10 protein-coding genes and 1 tRNA gene are annotated in these 16,490 nt (G+C 61.5%); 4 read left to right on the top strand and 7 right to left on the bottom strand.

What is annotated here, in order from left to right; translation table 11 throughout:
* Nucleotides 1–87 precede the first annotated feature (87 nt).
* Nucleotides 88–1,254, bottom strand: coding sequence for an alpha/beta hydrolase (locus Q4S41_RS13555; protein ID WP_305031660.1), 1,167 nt, complete (start codon nucleotides 1,252–1,254; stop codon nucleotides 88–90).
* Nucleotides 1,255–1,515: 261 nt separating this feature from the next.
* On the bottom strand, nucleotides 1,516–1,740 hold the full coding sequence (locus Q4S41_RS13550) for a hypothetical protein (protein WP_305031659.1): 225 nt from the start codon (nucleotides 1,738–1,740) through the stop codon (nucleotides 1,516–1,518).
* A gap of 242 nt (nucleotides 1,741–1,982) precedes the next feature.
* Between Q4S41_RS13550 and Q4S41_RS13545 the strand changes: the two genes are divergently transcribed.
* A complete protein-coding gene (locus tag Q4S41_RS13545; RefSeq protein ID WP_305031658.1) occupies nucleotides 1,983–5,693 on the top strand; it encodes an alpha-amylase family glycosyl hydrolase in 3,711 nt (1,236 codons plus the stop codon).
* 100 nt (nucleotides 5,694–5,793) lie between these two features.
* Nucleotides 5,794–6,090 carry a putative quinol monooxygenase gene (locus tag Q4S41_RS13540; protein ID WP_305031657.1) on the top strand — a complete coding sequence of 99 codons (297 nt, stop codon included), beginning with the start codon at nucleotides 5,794–5,796 and terminating at the stop codon, nucleotides 6,088–6,090.
* Between the two features lie 16 nt (nucleotides 6,091–6,106).
* Here Q4S41_RS13540 and Q4S41_RS13535 read toward each other — a convergent pair whose 3' ends face one another.
* The 3 genes from Q4S41_RS13535 to Q4S41_RS13525 all read right to left on the bottom strand — a co-directional run bounded on the left by Q4S41_RS13535 (nucleotide 6,107) and on the right by Q4S41_RS13525 (nucleotide 12,429).
* Nucleotides 6,107–7,696, bottom strand: coding sequence for a TolC family protein (locus tag Q4S41_RS13535; RefSeq protein WP_305031656.1), 1,590 nt, complete (start codon nucleotides 7,694–7,696; stop codon nucleotides 6,107–6,109).
* Between the two features lie 38 nt (nucleotides 7,697–7,734).
* Complete coding sequence (locus tag Q4S41_RS13530; protein ID WP_305031655.1) at nucleotides 7,735–11,061, bottom strand: efflux RND transporter permease subunit; 3,327 nt, start codon at nucleotides 11,059–11,061, stop codon at nucleotides 7,735–7,737.
* A 129-nt stretch (nucleotides 11,062–11,190) separates the two neighbouring features.
* Nucleotides 11,191–12,429, bottom strand: coding sequence for an efflux RND transporter periplasmic adaptor subunit (locus Q4S41_RS13525; RefSeq protein ID WP_305031654.1), 1,239 nt, complete (start codon nucleotides 12,427–12,429; stop codon nucleotides 11,191–11,193).
* 188 nt (nucleotides 12,430–12,617) lie between these two features.
* Between Q4S41_RS13525 and Q4S41_RS13520 the strand changes: the two genes are divergently transcribed.
* Together Q4S41_RS13520 and Q4S41_RS13515 are read left to right on the top strand one after the other, a co-directional pair.
* A complete protein-coding gene (locus Q4S41_RS13520) occupies nucleotides 12,618–13,163 on the top strand; it encodes an iron-sulfur cluster co-chaperone HscB C-terminal domain-containing protein (protein ID WP_305031653.1) in 546 nt (181 codons plus the stop codon).
* Between the two features lie 39 nt (nucleotides 13,164–13,202).
* A tRNA-Leu gene (locus Q4S41_RS13515) sits at nucleotides 13,203–13,284 on the top strand.
* A gap of 205 nt (nucleotides 13,285–13,489) precedes the next feature.
* Here the strand turns inward: Q4S41_RS13515 and Q4S41_RS13510 are convergent.
* On the bottom strand, nucleotides 13,490–14,278 hold the full coding sequence (locus tag Q4S41_RS13510) for an MBL fold metallo-hydrolase (RefSeq protein WP_305031699.1): 789 nt from the start codon (nucleotides 14,276–14,278) through the stop codon (nucleotides 13,490–13,492).
* Between the two features lie 294 nt (nucleotides 14,279–14,572).
* On the bottom strand, nucleotides 14,573–16,384 hold the full coding sequence (locus Q4S41_RS13505; protein ID WP_305031652.1) for a hypothetical protein: 1,812 nt from the start codon (nucleotides 16,382–16,384) through the stop codon (nucleotides 14,573–14,575).
* Nucleotides 16,385–16,490 lie beyond the last annotated feature (106 nt).

The raw sequence follows: 16,490 nt of genomic DNA, 5'->3' as shown, positions 1-16,490 counted from the left end.
GTTGAACGGTTGATTTGCTCCTGCGGTAGAGATGCTTCGACTGCGCTCAGCATGACGTTCTAGGTCAGCTTTTAAAAGCCGAAACGCTTACTTCAGCGCGCCTTTTAGGTCGCTGACGGCGACGCCCTGGGCGTCTTTGGCTTCGGGTACTACGGCGGCCATGCCGAAGAATTCGTGGGTGGTGCCGTCGTACTTCTTGTAGTTGGTTTTCACGCCGGCGGCGGTGAGCTTATCGGCCAGGGTTTTGCCTTCGCTGGTGAGCGGGTCGTAGTCGGCGGCGATGATGGTGGTGGGCTCCAGGCCTTTCAGGTTGGCGGCCACAAGGTTGATGCGCGGGTCTTTCAAGTCCGCCGGGGTGCGCTGGTAGTTCTTGAAAAACCACTCCATGCCGCCCTTGTTAAGCGGGGCGGTTTCGGTGTTGGCCTGATAAGAAGGCGTATTGGTATCGGAGCCGGCAATGGGGTACACCAGCACCTGGTACTTGGGCAGGGCCACTTTCTTGTCGCGGGCCATGATGCTCACGTTGCAGGCCAGGTTGCCGCCGGCGCTTTCGCCCACTACGGCAATCTTGTTGGGGTCGCCCTTCATGCTGGCGGCGTTCTTCAGCACGTACTGGTAGGCAGCGAAGGAATCGTCGTGCGCGGTCGGGAATTTATGTTCCGGGCCTTTGCGGTACTCCACCGACACCACCACGGCGCCCACCTGCTCGCACAGCGCTTGAGCCGAGGCGGCATAGGTGTCATTCGTGGCAATAACCCAGCCGCCGCCGTGGTAATACACGATGACCGGGAACGGGCCGGCGCCGCCCTTGGGCGTGTAGATGCGGGCGCTCACGCCGGGCATCAGCACCTTGGTCACGGTGTCGCAGTTCAGGGGCGGCGCGGGGATGCCGCTCACGCGCATCTGCTTCATGGCCGCATCGGCGGCGCTGGGCTGCTTGCGGGCCTGCGCGGCGGTGAGCTCGGGGAACGGCTTGTTTTTGAAGCTCATGAGCTGCTCAATCACGGCCTGCATCTCGGGCTTGAGGTTGGGCCCCCAGGCCGGTTTGGCCATCGTGGGTTTCACTTCGCCGGGCGTGCCGGCCGTGGCGGCGCTGTCGGGCTTGGCAGCCGTGCCGGCACTGTCGGCGGGCGCGCTGGTGGTGGTGGTTTCGGTAGTGGTGTTGCTGCCGCAGCTGCTGAGGAGCAGGCTGCCGGTCAGGGCCGGGCCAATCAGGAAAGTCAGTGTGAGCGGGCGTCGAATAAGGTGTTTCATGAAAGTGAAAAGTGTGGTGGGTAATGGGTGAAAGATGTGCGGCTTATGGTTACGAGTGCTTAAGGCGGGGGTTGGAATCGTTGTATTTTTTCAATCCCTTACGCGACACTTGCAGCGGTCGGACTTATCGGGGCATCAATTTATTTTTACGGAGGAGGCAAATTAAATTCTCGATAACACGACAATTCCCGCCGACATCGCCTGACGGGATGCGGCGGGAATTGTCGTGTTAGAGCCAGCCAGAGCAGGCAATGGCGATTTTTATTTGGCCATGGTGGTATCGGTGCCCATGGCGGAGCTATCGGCCTTCGCGGTGGTGGCGGCGCTATCGGAGGCGGCGTTGGTGTCGCTCGAAACCACGGTGGCGGTTTTGTCGACTTCGGTGGCTTTGGGTTCGCTGTTGCAGCTGCTCAGCAGCAGGCCACCGGCCAGGGCCGGCACAACAAACCAGGCAGATGCGGCCGAACGAATGAGAGAAGATTTCATAGAAAACAAAAGGGGAAATTGTAACGTGTGAAAGAAGAGATTTTGAAAATCCCTTACGGTGAGCCTGGCCAATAGTTGGCTATGCGACTGTGGTTTAGCAGGGCGGGGAGCTTCGAAGCGCGGCATGCAGTTATTCCCGCAATCCTTTGTGATTGGGCTGAAACAGCCTTTTTGCGGGTTTCCGGGGAAGGGCAGGATTTTGTAAATTTGTGGTCCCTCCCACCCTGAATTTTAAGTACTAGATGAGAAGACGTTACGCTTTGCTGGCGCTGTGGCTGCTGGCTTTGCTGGGCCAGTTTCCTGCCGCCGCCCAAACCACCGTGAAGCGCGTGGTGCTGCAAGCCTTTTGGTGGGACTACTACAATGGCAACTACCGCTTCAAGTGGGCCGACTACCTCACGGAGCTGGCCCCGCGCCTCAAAAGCCTGGGCATTGACGCCGTCTGGATTCCGCCCACGCCCAAAAACAAGAACGCCACCAACGACGTGGGCTACTCGCCCTTCGACCACTACGACTTGGGCGACAAGTACCAAAAGGGCGACGTGCGCACCCGCTTCGGCTCGAAGGACGAGTTTTTGCGCATGGTGGCCGTGCTACACGCCAACGGCATCGAAGTCATTCAGGACGTGGTGCTGAACCACGCCGACGGGGCCGGCTCGGCCGCCAACGGCGACGGCGGCCAAGACCCTGAGCCCACTTACTCGATGGCCACCAACAGTGGCTATAAAACCTTCCGCTACAGCTCCTTTGCTACCCCGCAGCCCGAGGCCGGCGACAACGGCGCCGCCTACGCCGCCCGCCAGGGCCGCTGGCCGAAAAACTACGCCAATTTCCACCCCCATCTGGGCCACAACGACACCAGCACCGACATGACGGGCGCCTTCTTTGGCCCCGATTTCTGCTACGGCAACGACGGCGGCAATGACGGCTACGGCCCGCTCAGCCCCGGCTACCTGGCCCTGTACCCCGGCGCCTACAACCCCATCCAAACCGCCGGCTACAGCCAGACGCAGGCCCGCAACTGGGCCCTGTGGATGAAGAAGCAAACCGGCGTCGACGGCTTCCGGTGGGACGCGGTGAAGCACTTCAGCTACAACGCGCAGCAGGACCTGAGCTTCAACCTGAAATACAACGCCGGCTGGGCCAACGGCGGCGAAAGCATGTTCAACGTGGGCGAGTTTGTGGGCGGCAAATCGGACCTGGATGGCTACATCAACAACGTGAAAGGCCAGAACGGCGGCAACGACTTCCTGATGGGCACCTTTGATTTTGGGCTGCGCGGGGCCATATATGGGATGGTGAGCGGCAACGGTGGCTATAACCTGAGCGACATTCCGGCCCAGCAGCAGGACCAGCGCGTGGCCTACTACGCGGCCTCGGATACCTACGTGCACCGCACCGTGCCCTTCGTGAACAACCACGACACGTTCCGGCCCCAGCTTGACGCCACCGGCAACTACACGGGCTGGAACACCAATCAGGAGCTAGCCGCGCACATCGACCCGTTCGACCCGCGCCTGTCGGCCGCCTACGCCGTCACGTTTGCCGTGGACGGCAATCCGCAGCTCTTTTTCGAAGACCTGTTCAACATCGGGGGAACGGGAAAGCGCTGGACCCACCTGCCCACCTCCACCGCCGACCTGCCCGTGCGCGACGACCTGGTGAACCTGATTTGGTGCCACCAGCACCTTAACTTTAAGGATGGCGCTTATAAAGTGCCTTATGCCTCCGGCGACCACCTCGTGATTGAGCGCAGCACCAAGGCCCTCATCGGCATCAACGACAACTACAACACCTGGCAGAACAACACGGTACGGACCGATTTTGCGGTGGGCACCCAGCTCAAGGATTATTCTGGCGCCAACGGTACAGCTGTGCACACTGTGTTCCGAGGCAACGACGGCAACGCCTACGTGGACGTGAACACGCCGCCCTGCGACGGCACCGCCCTGCTGGGCCGCCGGGGCTACTCGGTGTGGGCGCCGGTGGGCCAGGATAATTCGACTTACAATCCGGCGCGCGCCGCCGAAACCACCCAGGAATGGGAAATGGCCGACGACCTCGGCGACCTGAACTGCGGCAGCCTGGGCCAGGGCGGCGCGCTGCCTTCAAATTCGACCAATACGCGGCTGGTGGGCAAAATATTTGTGCAAGCCGGGCAGCCCGTGAGCTACAACCTCTACCCCGAAGACCCCAGCGGCAACACCAGCAACCTCACCGTTGGGGTGTATGACCTGCGCGGGCAGCTGCTGAGCAGCGCCACCGGCAGCGGCACCACTAACACGGCCGCTGCCAGCGGCACTTACACTGCCAGCACCACCGGCTGGCTGGCGCTGAAAGTACGCAACGCGACCGCCACTGTAGCTGGCCAAAAATGCTTTGTGAAGGTGAGTTACACGGCCCCAACGGCTGTGAATACCCTCACCGCCCCGTTACCGACCAACCAAGTGGCCATCTGGACCAGCAACGACGCCTCGGCCGACCCCGCCGACTGCCGCAACTGGGAAGCCGGCGTGACGCCCACCGCCAGCACCGACGTGCTGATTCCGGCCGGCACCAGCTTTGCGCCACAACTCGGCGCGGGCACCTTGGCCGCGCATAATCTGACGGTGGAAAGCGGGGCCAGCCTGACGCTGGCCGTCGGCACTACCTGGCAGGTAAGCGGCAACGTGCTGGCCGCGGGCGCCATCGGTGGCCCCGGCACGCTAGAGCTGAACGGCAATTCCGAACAAACGCTGAGCACCGGTAGCAGCGCAACGCTGCCTATCAGCATTCTCAAAATTAACAATATGTCTAATGTGCGTCTGCTCAGTCCCGTGAGTGTCAGCGACGCCCTCACCTTCACCACCGGCCACTTGGTAGTCGACAACCAAGGCCTGACCCTGAGCAGCACCGCCACCATCAGCGGCGCCAATGCTAGCCGCTACGTGATAACGCCCGAAGTAGCGGCCGGCGGCGGCTACGTGGCACGGCCCGTGCCCGCGGGAGGGACGGCAGTGGTTTTTCCGGTGGGCACGGCGGCCTCTTATGCGCCTGTCACGCTTACCAATTCGGGCGTCAGCACCACGTTCCAGGTGCGCACTTTCAGCGGGCTGTTGGCCAATGGGCGCAGCGGCACACCGTATGCCCGGCAGGCCGATTTTGTGAACCGGACCTGGGAGGCCACGCCGGCCCTGACCACGGGTCCGGTAGTGGACGTGAGCGTCCAGTTTGAAGCCGCTGACCAGAATGCCGCCTTCGTACCGGCCCAGGCCAGCCTCTATGGCAACGCAGGCAATACGGGCAGCACCTGGACGGAACTGGGCCGCGTGGGCGTGGCCGGAGCCGGGCCATTTGTGGCTACGCGGAGTGGCGTGAACAGCTTCCCGCTGTTTGCCTTAGGCAATGGCACCGCACCCCTCCCAGTCACCCTCACGCAGTTTGCCGCGCAGCGCAGCGGTTCAAACGCTGTGCGCGTGAGCTGGGCCACGGCGCAGGAAAAAAACAACGCCGGCTTCGAAATCGAAAAATCAATCGATGGCAAAGCCTTCGCCCTTGTAGCTACGGTGGCAGCGCATGGCGGCACTCAGCCCGCCAGCTATACATACACTGACCGAGAAGCCCCAACCGCCGCCTTCTACCGCCTGCGCCAGCGCGACCTGGATGGCAGCACCCACTTCAGCCAAGTGGTCTATGTACCGGCCGCGGCCAGCCCTTACGTATTGGTGCCCAACCCCAGCCGCGGCGAGGCGCTGCAACTGCTCGGCGGGCCAATTCTGAATGAGGACGCACCGTTGCGCCTTACGCTGAGCAACGTGGTGGGCCGCATCCTTTTTGCCCCGGCGCCAGCTTCGCGCGCGGTGCTGGCGGAGCAGTTGGGCAGTTTCCTACGGCAGGCCGCACCGGGCGTGTACGTAATCAGCATCAGCGGGCCCGATGGGGTGCCCCAGCGCCTGCAGATGGTGCGAGAGTAGCCTGGTGTAAAGGCAGGGTTGGAGCCCATCCAGAAAGCCCCGGTTTCGCGTTGCGGAGCCGGGGCTTTCTACTTTCGCAGCCTCAAAGACGCTATTTCAAATGCTGATTCGCATTGTTCGCATGACGTTTGCGCCGGAACAGGTGCCGGCCTTTCTCACGCTTTTTCACGCCACCAAGCAGCGCATCCGGCAGCAGCCGGGCTGCCGACACCTGGAGCTTTGGCAAGATGCCGAAAGCCCCAACATCTACTACACCCACAGCCATTGGGACAACGAAACCGCGCTCAACGGCTACCGAAAATCGGCGCTTTTTGGCGAGGTGTGGCCGGCTACGAAAAGGTTGTTTTCGGCCCCGCCGGTGGCCTTTTCCTCGCACTCGGTAACCGTCGTGGAATAAAGTGGGCGCCTCCTGCCTAGCGCCAGCCGCCGCCCAGCGCATGGTAGAGGTCGGTAGTGGCCTGCAGCTGTTGCAGGCGGTCATTAATGCTGCTGAGTTCAGCCGCGAGTAGGCTCTGCTGGGAGGTCAGCACATCGGTGTAATTGGCCGAGCTGTAGCGCAATAGCTCCTGCGTGAAATCGACAGCCCGGCGCAGCGAAGCCAGCTGGTTGACGCGAATGGCGGCTTTCTCACCGGCAGTTTGGTAGGCAAACAGCGCGTTCGATACTTCCTGCCCGGCCGTGAGCAAGGTCTGCTGGTAAGTGTAGCGGTACTCCTCCTGCAAGGCCTGGGCATTGCGCAGCCGCGCCCGGTTGAGGCCCTGGTTGAAGATGGGTTGTAGTACGCCACCCACCAGCGTGCCGAAAATGGCGTTGGGCGAAAACAGGTCGGTGATGGTGGTGTTGGTGAGGCCGCCGTTGGCGGTGATGGTGAACGAGGGGTAGAAATAGGCCCGCGCCGCGTTGGTTTGCTCGAAATAGGACCGGTAGGCGGCTTCGGCCTCCTGCACGTCGGGGCGGTTGCGCAGCAGCTGGCTGGGCACACCGGTTTGGAGCAATTCGGGCTGGGCCTGGGCCGCCAGCGTGCTGCGCTCAATGGCGCCCGGTGAGCGGTTGACTAGGATGCTGATGGTATTTTCCGTTTCGCGGATGCTGCGCTGCAAGTCGGGTATCGACACCTGGGCAGCGTAAAGGTTGGCTTCGCTCTGGGCCACGGCGGCGCCGGTTACGATGGCCGCGGTTTTCAGCAGTTTAGTCACCTCTACATCTTTGAGGCGGAATTCCACTGTCTGGCGCGTGATTTCCAGCTGCGCATCGTAGGCCAGCAGCAGGTAGTAATTGTTGGCAATATCGGCCAGCAGCTGCGTTTGCACGGCGCGGCGGTAGGCCTCGCTTTGCAGCAGCGTAGCCACGTAGCTGCGCTTAGTGCTGCGCAACTTGCCCCACACATCGGCCTCCCAGCTGGAGCTGAGTGTGAGCAGGTATTGCTGGCTGTAGCGGCTGGTGACTACGGTGCTGGGGTCGGTGGTGCCGGTAGTTCCGCCTGTGCCGGTGCCGCCGGTTCCAGTTCCGCCTGTGCCCCCGGTGCCGGTGCCACCTGTACCAGTACCTCCGGTTCCTGTACCGCCTGTACCGGTGCCGCCCGTCCCGGTGGTACCGGTACCCGTCACCGTGCCCACGCCGGTGTTGCCGTTCGAAACGCGGGCTACGGTGGCCGTGCCGCGCGCTGAGAGGCTGGGCAGAAACGCCGCCCGGCTCTGCGCCAGGTTCGCCTCGGCGCGCTGAATGCGGGTGAGGGCAATGCGCAAATCTAGGTTCTGGTTGAGGCCCTCTTCGAGCAGCTTTTGCAGCTGGGCATCGGCAAACACGGAGCGCCAGGGCATGGTGGCCACGGAGGTCGTGTCGGTGGTGCTCACGCCGCGGTAGAGATTGGCGGCAGCGTCGTCAGGTTTTTTGTAAGGGTGCAGCGTAGCGCACGAAGCCAGCAATGGCAGCAGCCACAGCCACGGCCTGCAGCGGCGCGCAGGGCTGGTTTGCGGATGAATTATCGATTTCGGGTTAAGCATGATGCCCTCTTCTTTAAGCTTTACAAAACTTCTGGCCCTTAACCGGCTGCGGGCGCGAGGGCCTGCTTTTCGTCGGGAGCCGGCTTTTCATCCGGCGCCGGAGCCGCATCGGGCTCTTCCTCTTCTTCACGCTTCATCTGCTCCATTTTCTCTTTCGGCTCGCCGCTGATGCGCTCCTGCAGGCCCTCAAAAATCATGTACAACACCGGAATCACGAACACGCCCAGCAGCGTGCCGAATAGCATGCCCCCGATGGCCCCGGCCCCGATGGAGCGGTTGCCGTTGGCGCCCGCACCGCTGGCAAAAAGCAGTGGCATCAGCCCGAATATGAAGGCAAACGACGTCATCAAAATGGGCCGCAGGCGGGCCTTAGCGCCTTCGAGGGCGGCATCCTGAATACTCATGCCGGTGAGCCGGCGCTCGACGGCAAACTCCACGATGAGGATGGCATTCTTGGAAAGCAGGCCGATGAGCATAATCACCGAAATCTGCAGGTAGATGTTGTTGTCAATGCCAAAAAGCTTGGCAAACACATACGTACCCGTAAGGCCCACCGGCAACGACAGCAGCACCGCAAAAGGCAGCAAGTAGCTCTCGTACTGCGCGCTAAGCAGCAGATATACAAAAATCAGACACAGCGCAAACACGTAGGTGGCCTGCGAGCCGCTGTTCTGCTCCTCCCGGCTCAGGCCCGAAAACTCGTAGCTGTAGCCCGGCGGCAGGCTCTGCTTGGCCACTTCCTCGATGGCCGTGAGGGCCTGGCCGGTGCTGAAGCCCTCGTTGGGCGAGCCCTGCACGGCCATGGAATTGTAGAGGTTGAAGCGGGCCACGCTTTCGGGGCCGTACACGCGTTCCAGGTTCACAAATTCGGTGATGGGCGCCATCACGTTGTTGCCGGTGCGCACCTGCACCTTTCCCAGTCCGGCAATGTTGGCCCGGTAGTTTGTATCAGCTTGAATGATAACGCGGTATTGCTTGCCGAAATCGTTGAAGTTGGACGCGTAGAGGCTGCCGTAATAGCCCTGCATCACGGCCAGCACGCCGCTCACGGGCACGCCGGCTTCGGCGCATTTCACAGCGTTCACCGTCATCAAATACTGCGGAAACGTGGGGTTGAATGAGGTGGTGGCGTACTGGATTTCCTCACGCTTGGCCAGCGCGGCCAGGAAGCTCTGGGCCACTTTGTAGAACTCATCCACGCTGTGGGCGCCCCGGTCCTGCAGCTGAAACTCGAAGCCGCCGTTCAGCCCGAAACCCGAGATGGTGGGCAGCGAGGTGAACACCAGCTTGGCGTCGCGGATGTGCGCCGTTTTCTTTTTCATGAGGGCGATGACGTCCTCGTTGCTTACTTTCTTGCGTTCGTCCCAGTTTTTGAGGGCGATGATTTCCTGCGCGTAAGAGCTGCCCTGGCCGGCCAGGGCGTTCTGGCCCACCGTGCGCAGGGCATTCTGAACTTGCGGAATGGTGCGGGCCAAGCTGTCGACCTCATCGGCCACGGCGGCGCTACGCTCCAACGAAGCGGCCGGCGGCAGGGTAATGTTGACGAAAATCACGCCCATGTCCTCGCGCGGCACGAAGCTCGATGGCGTATTTTTCATCAGCAGAAACAAAGCCCCGCCGAACACGCCCACGGCCACCAGCGCCACCCACTTGCGGGCCGCCAGGAAGCCAATAACGCCGCTGTATTTCTCTACCAGAGCATCGTAAGCCGCATTGAAAGCAATGCTGAACCGCTTCATAAAGCCGGGTTTCTTCTCGGCCTCGGCCGGTGCATCCTCCTTGGACTTGTCTTCGCCGTCCTTGGGCTCCTCTCCTTCCTTGGCCTTTTCGCCGTCTTTCACGGCTTCGCCCTCCTTCCCTTTCTGGTGCTCCGGGACCTTGAGAAACAGCGCCGCCAGCGCCGGGCACAGCGTTAGCGCATTCACGGCCGAAATCAGGATGGCAATGGCCAGCGTGATGCCGAACTGCCGGTAAAAAACGCCCGACGAGCCCGTGATGAACGTGACCGGCAGAAACACTGCCGCCATCACCAGCGTGATGCTCACAATGGCGCCGCTGATTTCGCTCATCGCATCAATGGCCGCCTTGCGCGGCGACTTATAGCCGTTTTCCAGCTTGGCGTGCACGGCCTCCACCACCACAATGGCATCATCGACCACAATGCCAATGGCCAGCACCATGGCAAAGAGCGTCAGTAGGTTGATGCTGAACCCGAAGACGTAGAGAAAGAAAAACGTGCCGATGATGGACACCGGCACCGACACGCCGTGAATGATGGTGGACCGGAAATCCTGCAGGAAAATGAAAATCACCAGAAACACCAGCGCGAAGCATTCCAGCAGCGTGTGAATCACCTTATCAATACTGGCATCCAGGAACTTGTTGATGTCGACCAGCAGCGTGTAATGCACGCCCGAGGGAAAATCTTTGGCCGCCAACGCCAGCGCTTTTTTAGAATCCTCGATGACCTGCGAGGCATTGGAGCCCGCCACCTGGTTCACCGACACGCTGACTGAGGGCTTGCCGTTCACCGTGACGCGGGTGTTGTAGGCCTGGGCGCCCAACTCGATGCGGGCCACGTCCTTGAGGCGCAGAATCTGGCCCTGGGCCTGGTCGCGCAGGATGATGTTGCCGAAGGCTTCCGGCGATTTCAGCTTGCCGCTGTATTTGATGATGTACTGGAAGGATTGGTCGCCATTTTCGCCAAACTTGCCGGGTGCCGCTTCCAGGCTTTGCTGGTTGAGGGCGGTGCTGATGTCGGCCGGCGTGAGGCCGTAGTTGGCCATCACGTCGGGTTTCAGCCAGATGCGCATGGAGTAGGTGCGCTGGCCCGAGGCCGTGGCGTCGCCCACGCCGTTCACCCGCTTGAGCTGCGGGATGATGTTGATTTCGGCGTAGTTCTGCAGGAAGGTCTGGTCGTAGGCCGGATTGTCGCTGTAGATGGAGGCCGTTATCAGGTTGCTGGTCTGGCGCTTGCGCACCTGCACGCCAGCCTGCGTTACCTCCTGCGGTAGCACGCTGGTGGCGCTGGCCACGCGGTTCTGCACATTCACGGCGGCCTGGTCGCCATTGGTGCCCACCTTGAAATAGACTTGGATGTTGGCGCCGCCCTCGTTGGTGGCCGTAGAGGTCATGTAGGTCATGCCTTCCACGCCGTTGATTTGCTCTTCCAGCGGCACAATCACGCTTTTCTGCACCACGTCGGCGCTGGCCCCGCCGTAGCTGGCCGACACCTGCACCGTAGGCGGCGAGATGTCGGGGTACTGCGCAATGGGCAGCGCATACAGCCCCAGCAGGCCCAGCAGCACGATGAGCACGGAAATCACCGTGGACAAAACCGGCCGCTCAATGAATATTTTCAGCATAAAGAAAGGAATCGTTGAGCGCCCTGCTGAGCGGAGCCGAAGCATCTCTACTGCGCCGCTAATCAGATGTAGTGTTGCGGGAGAGACGCTTCGGCTCCGCTCAGCAGAACGGCCTCTTTTTATAACTCGTTACTTGTTCTCGCCCGCGCCCGCCTTATGCTCGGCAAAAACGCTGTCGGCCTTTGCTGGGCGCGGCTTAATTTGCATGTTGTCCTTGAGGCCGTTCACACCTTCGAGCACCACGTTTTGACCGGCTTTCAACCCGGCTTGCACCACGAAAAACTGGCCGTCGGGAGTAGGCACTACAGTTACTTCGGTGTTTTTCACCTTATTGCCTGCCCCCACGGTGTAGATGAAACGCTTGCCCTGCAGCTCATAAGTTGCGCTTTGGGGCACCAGCAGGGCCTTGGGCAGGGTGCGCGGTGCCCGCACCGTGCCGCTGCCGCCGTTGCGCAACAGCCCCTGCGGGTTGGCAAACGAAGCGCGGAAGCCGCTGGAACCCGTTTCGGTGTTGATTTGGCCGATGGCTGTTTCTACACGGCCCTTTTGCGAGTACACCGTGCCGTCGGCCAGTAGCAGCTGCACGGCAGGCATGTGGGCTAGTTTGTCCTGCAGGGTAGTGCCGGGGATGTCTCGAGTGAAATTGAGCAGGCTTTTTTCGTTGACTGAGAAGTAGGCGTAGATGTTGGCAATGCCCGTGACGGTGGTCAGCGGGTCGGCGGCGGCGCTGGTCACCAGGCTGCCGATTTTGTTGGGAATGGTGCCCACCACGCCATTTACTGGGCTTGTGATGTGGGTGTAGCCCACGTTGGTGCGGGCATTGGCCAGCGTGGCCTGGGCCTGGGCCAACGCCGCCTCCTTGGCTTGTAGGTTATACTGCGCTTCTTTCAGCGCATACGGGCTGATAATGTCCTTTTCGACCAGCGGGCGCAGCTTTTCCACGCCCATGCGGGCCGTGTTCACGTCGGCCAAGGCCGTTTTGATGCCCGCCTGGGCTGTGCGCACTTCCTCTTCATACTGCGGCGCGCTGATGTGAAACAGCGGCTGGCCCTTCTTCACCGAGGCGCCTTCATCCACGTAAATGGCCTCGACAAAGCCATCGACTTTAGGCCGAATCTCAACGTTTTGCTGGCCCTGAATGGTGGCCGGAAAGTCGTTGTAGAGCACCGTGGAGCGGGGCTGCACGGCCACCACAGCGTAGGGCAGAATTTTGGGCGGGCCGCCGTCCTTACCGTCAGGGCCTTTGCCCCCGCCGCCTTTGCCGCCCCCGGCGTCGCCGCCATCATCGGCTTTTTTGCCGCCACAGGCTGCCGCACCCAACAGCAAGCTCAGCAGCACGTGCCGCAGGAAAGAAAGTTTTGGAGCCAAAGCTGCAGGAATTAGAAGAGAATAAAGAGCAGATTGCCCACAGTTACGAAAGGGTTAGCGCTCAGGGTTAGATTGGTAAGAAGATAATCGGCCAACCCGGGAATTGTGAAGCTGAAATGGACCAAACCATCGGGCTGCTTTGCCGGTAAGAGCGCCTGAGCGCCCGCCGATTTCCCTACCTTCGCCCCATGCCCAACGCCCCCGATTACTTCGCATTCTACGGCCTGCCTGAATCTTTCCGGCCCGATGCAACTGCCCTCAAGCGCCTCTACTACGCCAAAAGCCGCGAAACCCATCCCGATTTCCACGCCACTTCCTCGCCCGAAAACCAGGCCGAGATGCTGCGCCAAGCCACCCTCAACACCGATGCCTACCGCACCCTCGCCGACGCCGACCAGCGCATGGCCTACCTGCTCCGCCTGCACGGCCTGCTCGAAGAAGGTAAGCAGGAGCAGCTCCCGCCCGATTTCCTGATGGACATGATGGACCTCAACGAGGAGCTCATGGAGCTGGAAATGGCGCCCGATGCCGCCGCCCATGCCAAAGTAGCCCAAGAAGTGCTGGCTTTGGCCCAAACGCTCGACGCCGGCATCGAGCCTATACTCGTTGGCTATGAGCAACTCCCGGCCGACCATCGCTCGGCCGCGCTCCAGCAAATCCGCACCTACTACCTAAAAAAGCGGTATCTGTTGCGCATCCAGCAACAGCTAACTACCTTTGCAGCCCGCTCCTGATACCGGCAGAGCGGAATTGTTCTAAAAAAAGCTCATCCTGCCCGGATGGCGGAACCGGTAGACGCGTTGGTCTCAAACACCAATACCGCAAGGTGTGCCGGTTCGACTCCGGCTCCGGGTACTTGTAGAGGTTAATACCCCTACCAAAATCAAGCCTCAAAAGCTGTAAATCTGGCAACAGATGCAGTTTTTGAGGCTTTTTTGCGTTCAGGCCAATTGGGGTTTGCCAGCGTTAATACCTGGACATAATAATGGCTAACATAAAACAGCCCGTTCTGCAAAGGCGGGAACTTTGCAGGACGGGCTGAGGGGTTGGGTGTTGAGCTTTACTTAGCGGCCGGGTACCAGTTGCGCAGCCGGACGTCGATTTTTTTGTCGGCCGCGTTCACCTGCTTCTTGAAGGCGGCCACGTCGCTCAGCCCGTTCTGGCCCCGGTAGTGGTAGGGATACACGATGCCCGGCTTGAAGGCCAACACGCCCTGCGCGGCTTGGTTGACGTCCATGGTATAGGGCAGGTTCATGCACACAAAGGCCACGTCGATGCCTTTGAGGGCGCGCATTTCGGGAATATCTTCGGTGTCGCCAGACAAGTACACGTTTTTGCCGCCCAGGCCCAGCACGTAGCCGTTGCCGCGGCCTTTAGTGTGGGGCGCGTCGGCGGCTTCGGGGAGATTATACATCGGAATGGCCGACACGCTCATGCCCAACGTATCGAGCCGTTGGCCGTTGCTCAGGATGCGGACCTGCGCTTTGTACTCGGCGGGGAGCTTTTCAACCACTGCTTTGGGCACTACCATCAGGGCTTTGCCCACGGAGAGGCCCGCCAGCGTTTTGGGGTCCAGGTGGTCGCCGTGGATGTCGGTAATCAGGATGACATCGGGCGCGGCCAGCCCGGCAAAAGCCTCCGCTCCGCCGTAGGGGTCTACATAAATGGTTTTGCCGTTCCAAGTGAACACCACGCTGCCGTGCGTGATGGGCTGCACCGTGAGCGGGCCCTTTTTGGTCGCAATCTGGTCAGCTGCCGCGCGGGATGCGGCCGCCGAAGTGGCTGTTTGGGCTGGCGCCTGAAGGACAAACGCGGCCAGCGCAGCCGTGAAAAGCAGGGTTGATTTCATCATTTTTTGAAGGTTGAGTAAGCTAGATTAATAGCCTATTTCAGCAGCTATAGGCTTGCAGCAACAGGAGGCATAACTGAAAAGCGTGACCATAACCCGGCAGGCGCATACAAGTTTGGGCGGGCCGTGTTCTGCGAATTAAGCAGAGGCAAAGCAGCTTGCCACGTCTGAACGGTTTGCGCAGACTTGGCCGGCTATCTCGCCAGGCTCAATGCGAAACAAGATTGCGCTACTACGGCACCCAGGATGTCTCGGCAAGCCCGACATGCCGTGCCTGAGCCTGCTCCGGCATCTTCAACGGCTACTGGCTCCATAAAAGGTAGAATCGGCGGCCATGTCAATGGCCAGTTCCTGCGCGTAGCGCTGGTCGTCCGAGAGCGTGGGGTCGGTGAGGGCCAGCAGGTGTTTTTGGCGGATGGCACGTTCCTGTACGGGCGAGAGGAAGACGTAGTTTACCGCCAGGCCGGCTGATTGGGCCAGCGTGGCGCTGACCTGGTAAAATTTGCCGGGAATGTGCTGCTCCCGCAGCGCCCGCTGCACGAGCTGAAACAGGCGCGGGTCGGGCGACTCGTTGGCTTGGTACAAAGCCGACTGATAAATGCGCCGCCCAAAATGAAAGCGCAGGGTCCCGTCGGCGTGCTGGCACCCGTCGCGCACTTGGTTAGGCCCGAAACGGCCATTGCTGGCTTTCTGCAAAACGTTCAGCAGGCGGGCGTAGGACCAGCTGCGGTACTGCGGATAGCCGTGATACTCGGCCACACGGCCGGGCACGGAATGCAGCACCTCCTCGCGGGCGATGAGCCGGACCTGGCGCAGGCACGCTTCGGCAGTTGTGCGCTGGGCCGGGCTCCGGTGGCTTAAGAAGCCGAGGGCGGCGAATGCGCGAAGGGCGGCCGTCACCGTATCGGAGGGGAGCACCCTGAAGCTTTCGTGGTCCTCCGGCCACAAACCGGAAAATTCCAGCGTATCGATGGCCTCGGCTTGCGGGGCAGTCAGGCACCAGAGGCCAAAGCGTTGTTGGCCCCCAATGGTGAAACGGGCTTGCGCGGAGCGAATGAACATCAACCGGTAAGGACTGCCCTGGTCGGCCAGCGCCTGATTGAAAATGCCGTAAAATTTGCTGTCGTCGATAGTTGGCCAGTTTCGGCCATCCAGCCCGTAGCCGGGGTGCCACTCGCTGCGCTGCGCGTACTGCCGGGAGCCGATTTGCAGCTGCACCAGCACGTCTTCCGCGCCCATACAACTGGGGCACGACGCCGCCTCATCACGCCGGATAACCCGGGCGCGGAAGTTGCTGAATTGCAGGCCCGGCACCAGCCGTGCCGCGTCGCGGTGCAGCTGCTCCAGGTAGGGAAGCCCGGCAGCAGGGTACTGCCGCCGGCTGAAAATACGGGCGTGGGGCAATCGGGCGAGGAGGTCCACGGGGTCGGTGAAAAGGCCGGTCCGCAGGTCGCACGCCAACCGTTCGGTTTCCGGCTTCGATAGCAGCCCAAGCTGCTGCAGCATGGGCGGCAGGCCACGGCTGTGGCGTAGGCTTTCAGCCGCCCGGGCCAGCTCATTGAAAGTCGTGAGCAGGTTGCGGCGGCTGTAGAACTCGCCGGCCATGGCCAGCGGCAGGGTTCGGCGGTACTCGGCGGCCGTGAGCAAACCCGCCCGCTGCAGTTGCTGCATGAGTTGAATGGCTTGACGGCGGGCCAGGGCTTTGGCGGCCGGACTGTTCGGCAGGCGAATCAGGGTCACCATGGGCGGGGGCGGCGGGCCGCGTAGCTCGGCCGCCGCGGGCGGGGGCGGCTGCACCGAATCGGGGTTGAGCGTTTGGTGGTCTTCGATGCGCTCCTCGTAATCGGCCAGCCAGGCCCGCACCTCGCGCGGCGTGCGGCCCAGGCGGAAGTACTCCCGGCGGGTGGTATCGGCGAAGAGCAGCCAGCGCCGGTGCCGGCCCGCTACCAGCCCGGTGCGCAACAAGGCCTGCCCGTAAGAACGGGCCCCCGGCGCGGCTTCAGCCCCGGCGGCGTCGCGGGATTGGTTGCTGCCGCAGGCGCCCGACCAAGGCAGCAGCAACAGGCAAAGCCCACACAGGAAAAAACGGCGATAAAGTGGCGGCATGGCAGCAACGAAAGTAATGGACGCAATAATCACTGCATCAATAAATCATCATCGCCAATGCCCTCCTCCAAATGACTACCTGCTCTCAGGTTTGCTACCCGTGATG

Source organism: Hymenobacter convexus, from assembly GCF_030580955.1.
Lineage (GTDB): Bacteria > Bacteroidota > Bacteroidia > Cytophagales > Hymenobacteraceae > Hymenobacter.
The sequence above is the reverse complement of the archived record's forward strand: the minus strand, read 5'-3'. Positions and strand labels throughout refer to the sequence as shown.

Excerpts from the sequence above, each read along its gene's own strand:
- Q4S41_RS13540 (WP_305031657.1), top strand. The coding sequence starts at position 5,794 with ATGCTGATTCGCATTGTTCGCATGACGTTTGCGCCGGAACAGGTGCCG.
- Q4S41_RS13505 (WP_305031652.1), bottom strand. The coding sequence starts at position 16,384 with ATGCCGCCACTTTATCGCCGTTTTTTCCTGTGTGGGCTTTGCCTGTTG.
- Q4S41_RS13530 (WP_305031655.1), bottom strand. The coding sequence starts at position 11,061 with ATGCTGAAAATATTCATTGAGCGGCCGGTTTTGTCCACGGTGATTTCC.
- Q4S41_RS13555 (WP_305031660.1), bottom strand. The coding sequence starts at position 1,254 with ATGAAACACCTTATTCGACGCCCGCTCACACTGACTTTCCTGATTGGC.
- Q4S41_RS13545 (WP_305031658.1), top strand. The coding sequence starts at position 1,983 with ATGAGAAGACGTTACGCTTTGCTGGCGCTGTGGCTGCTGGCTTTGCTG.
- Q4S41_RS13510 (WP_305031699.1), bottom strand. The coding sequence starts at position 14,278 with ATGAAATCAACCCTGCTTTTCACGGCTGCGCTGGCCGCGTTTGTCCTT.
- Q4S41_RS13550 (WP_305031659.1), bottom strand. The coding sequence starts at position 1,740 with ATGAAATCTTCTCTCATTCGTTCGGCCGCATCTGCCTGGTTTGTTGTG.
- Q4S41_RS13535 (WP_305031656.1), bottom strand. The coding sequence starts at position 7,696 with ATGCTTAACCCGAAATCGATAATTCATCCGCAAACCAGCCCTGCGCGC.
- Q4S41_RS13520 (WP_305031653.1), top strand. The coding sequence starts at position 12,618 with ATGCCCAACGCCCCCGATTACTTCGCATTCTACGGCCTGCCTGAATCT.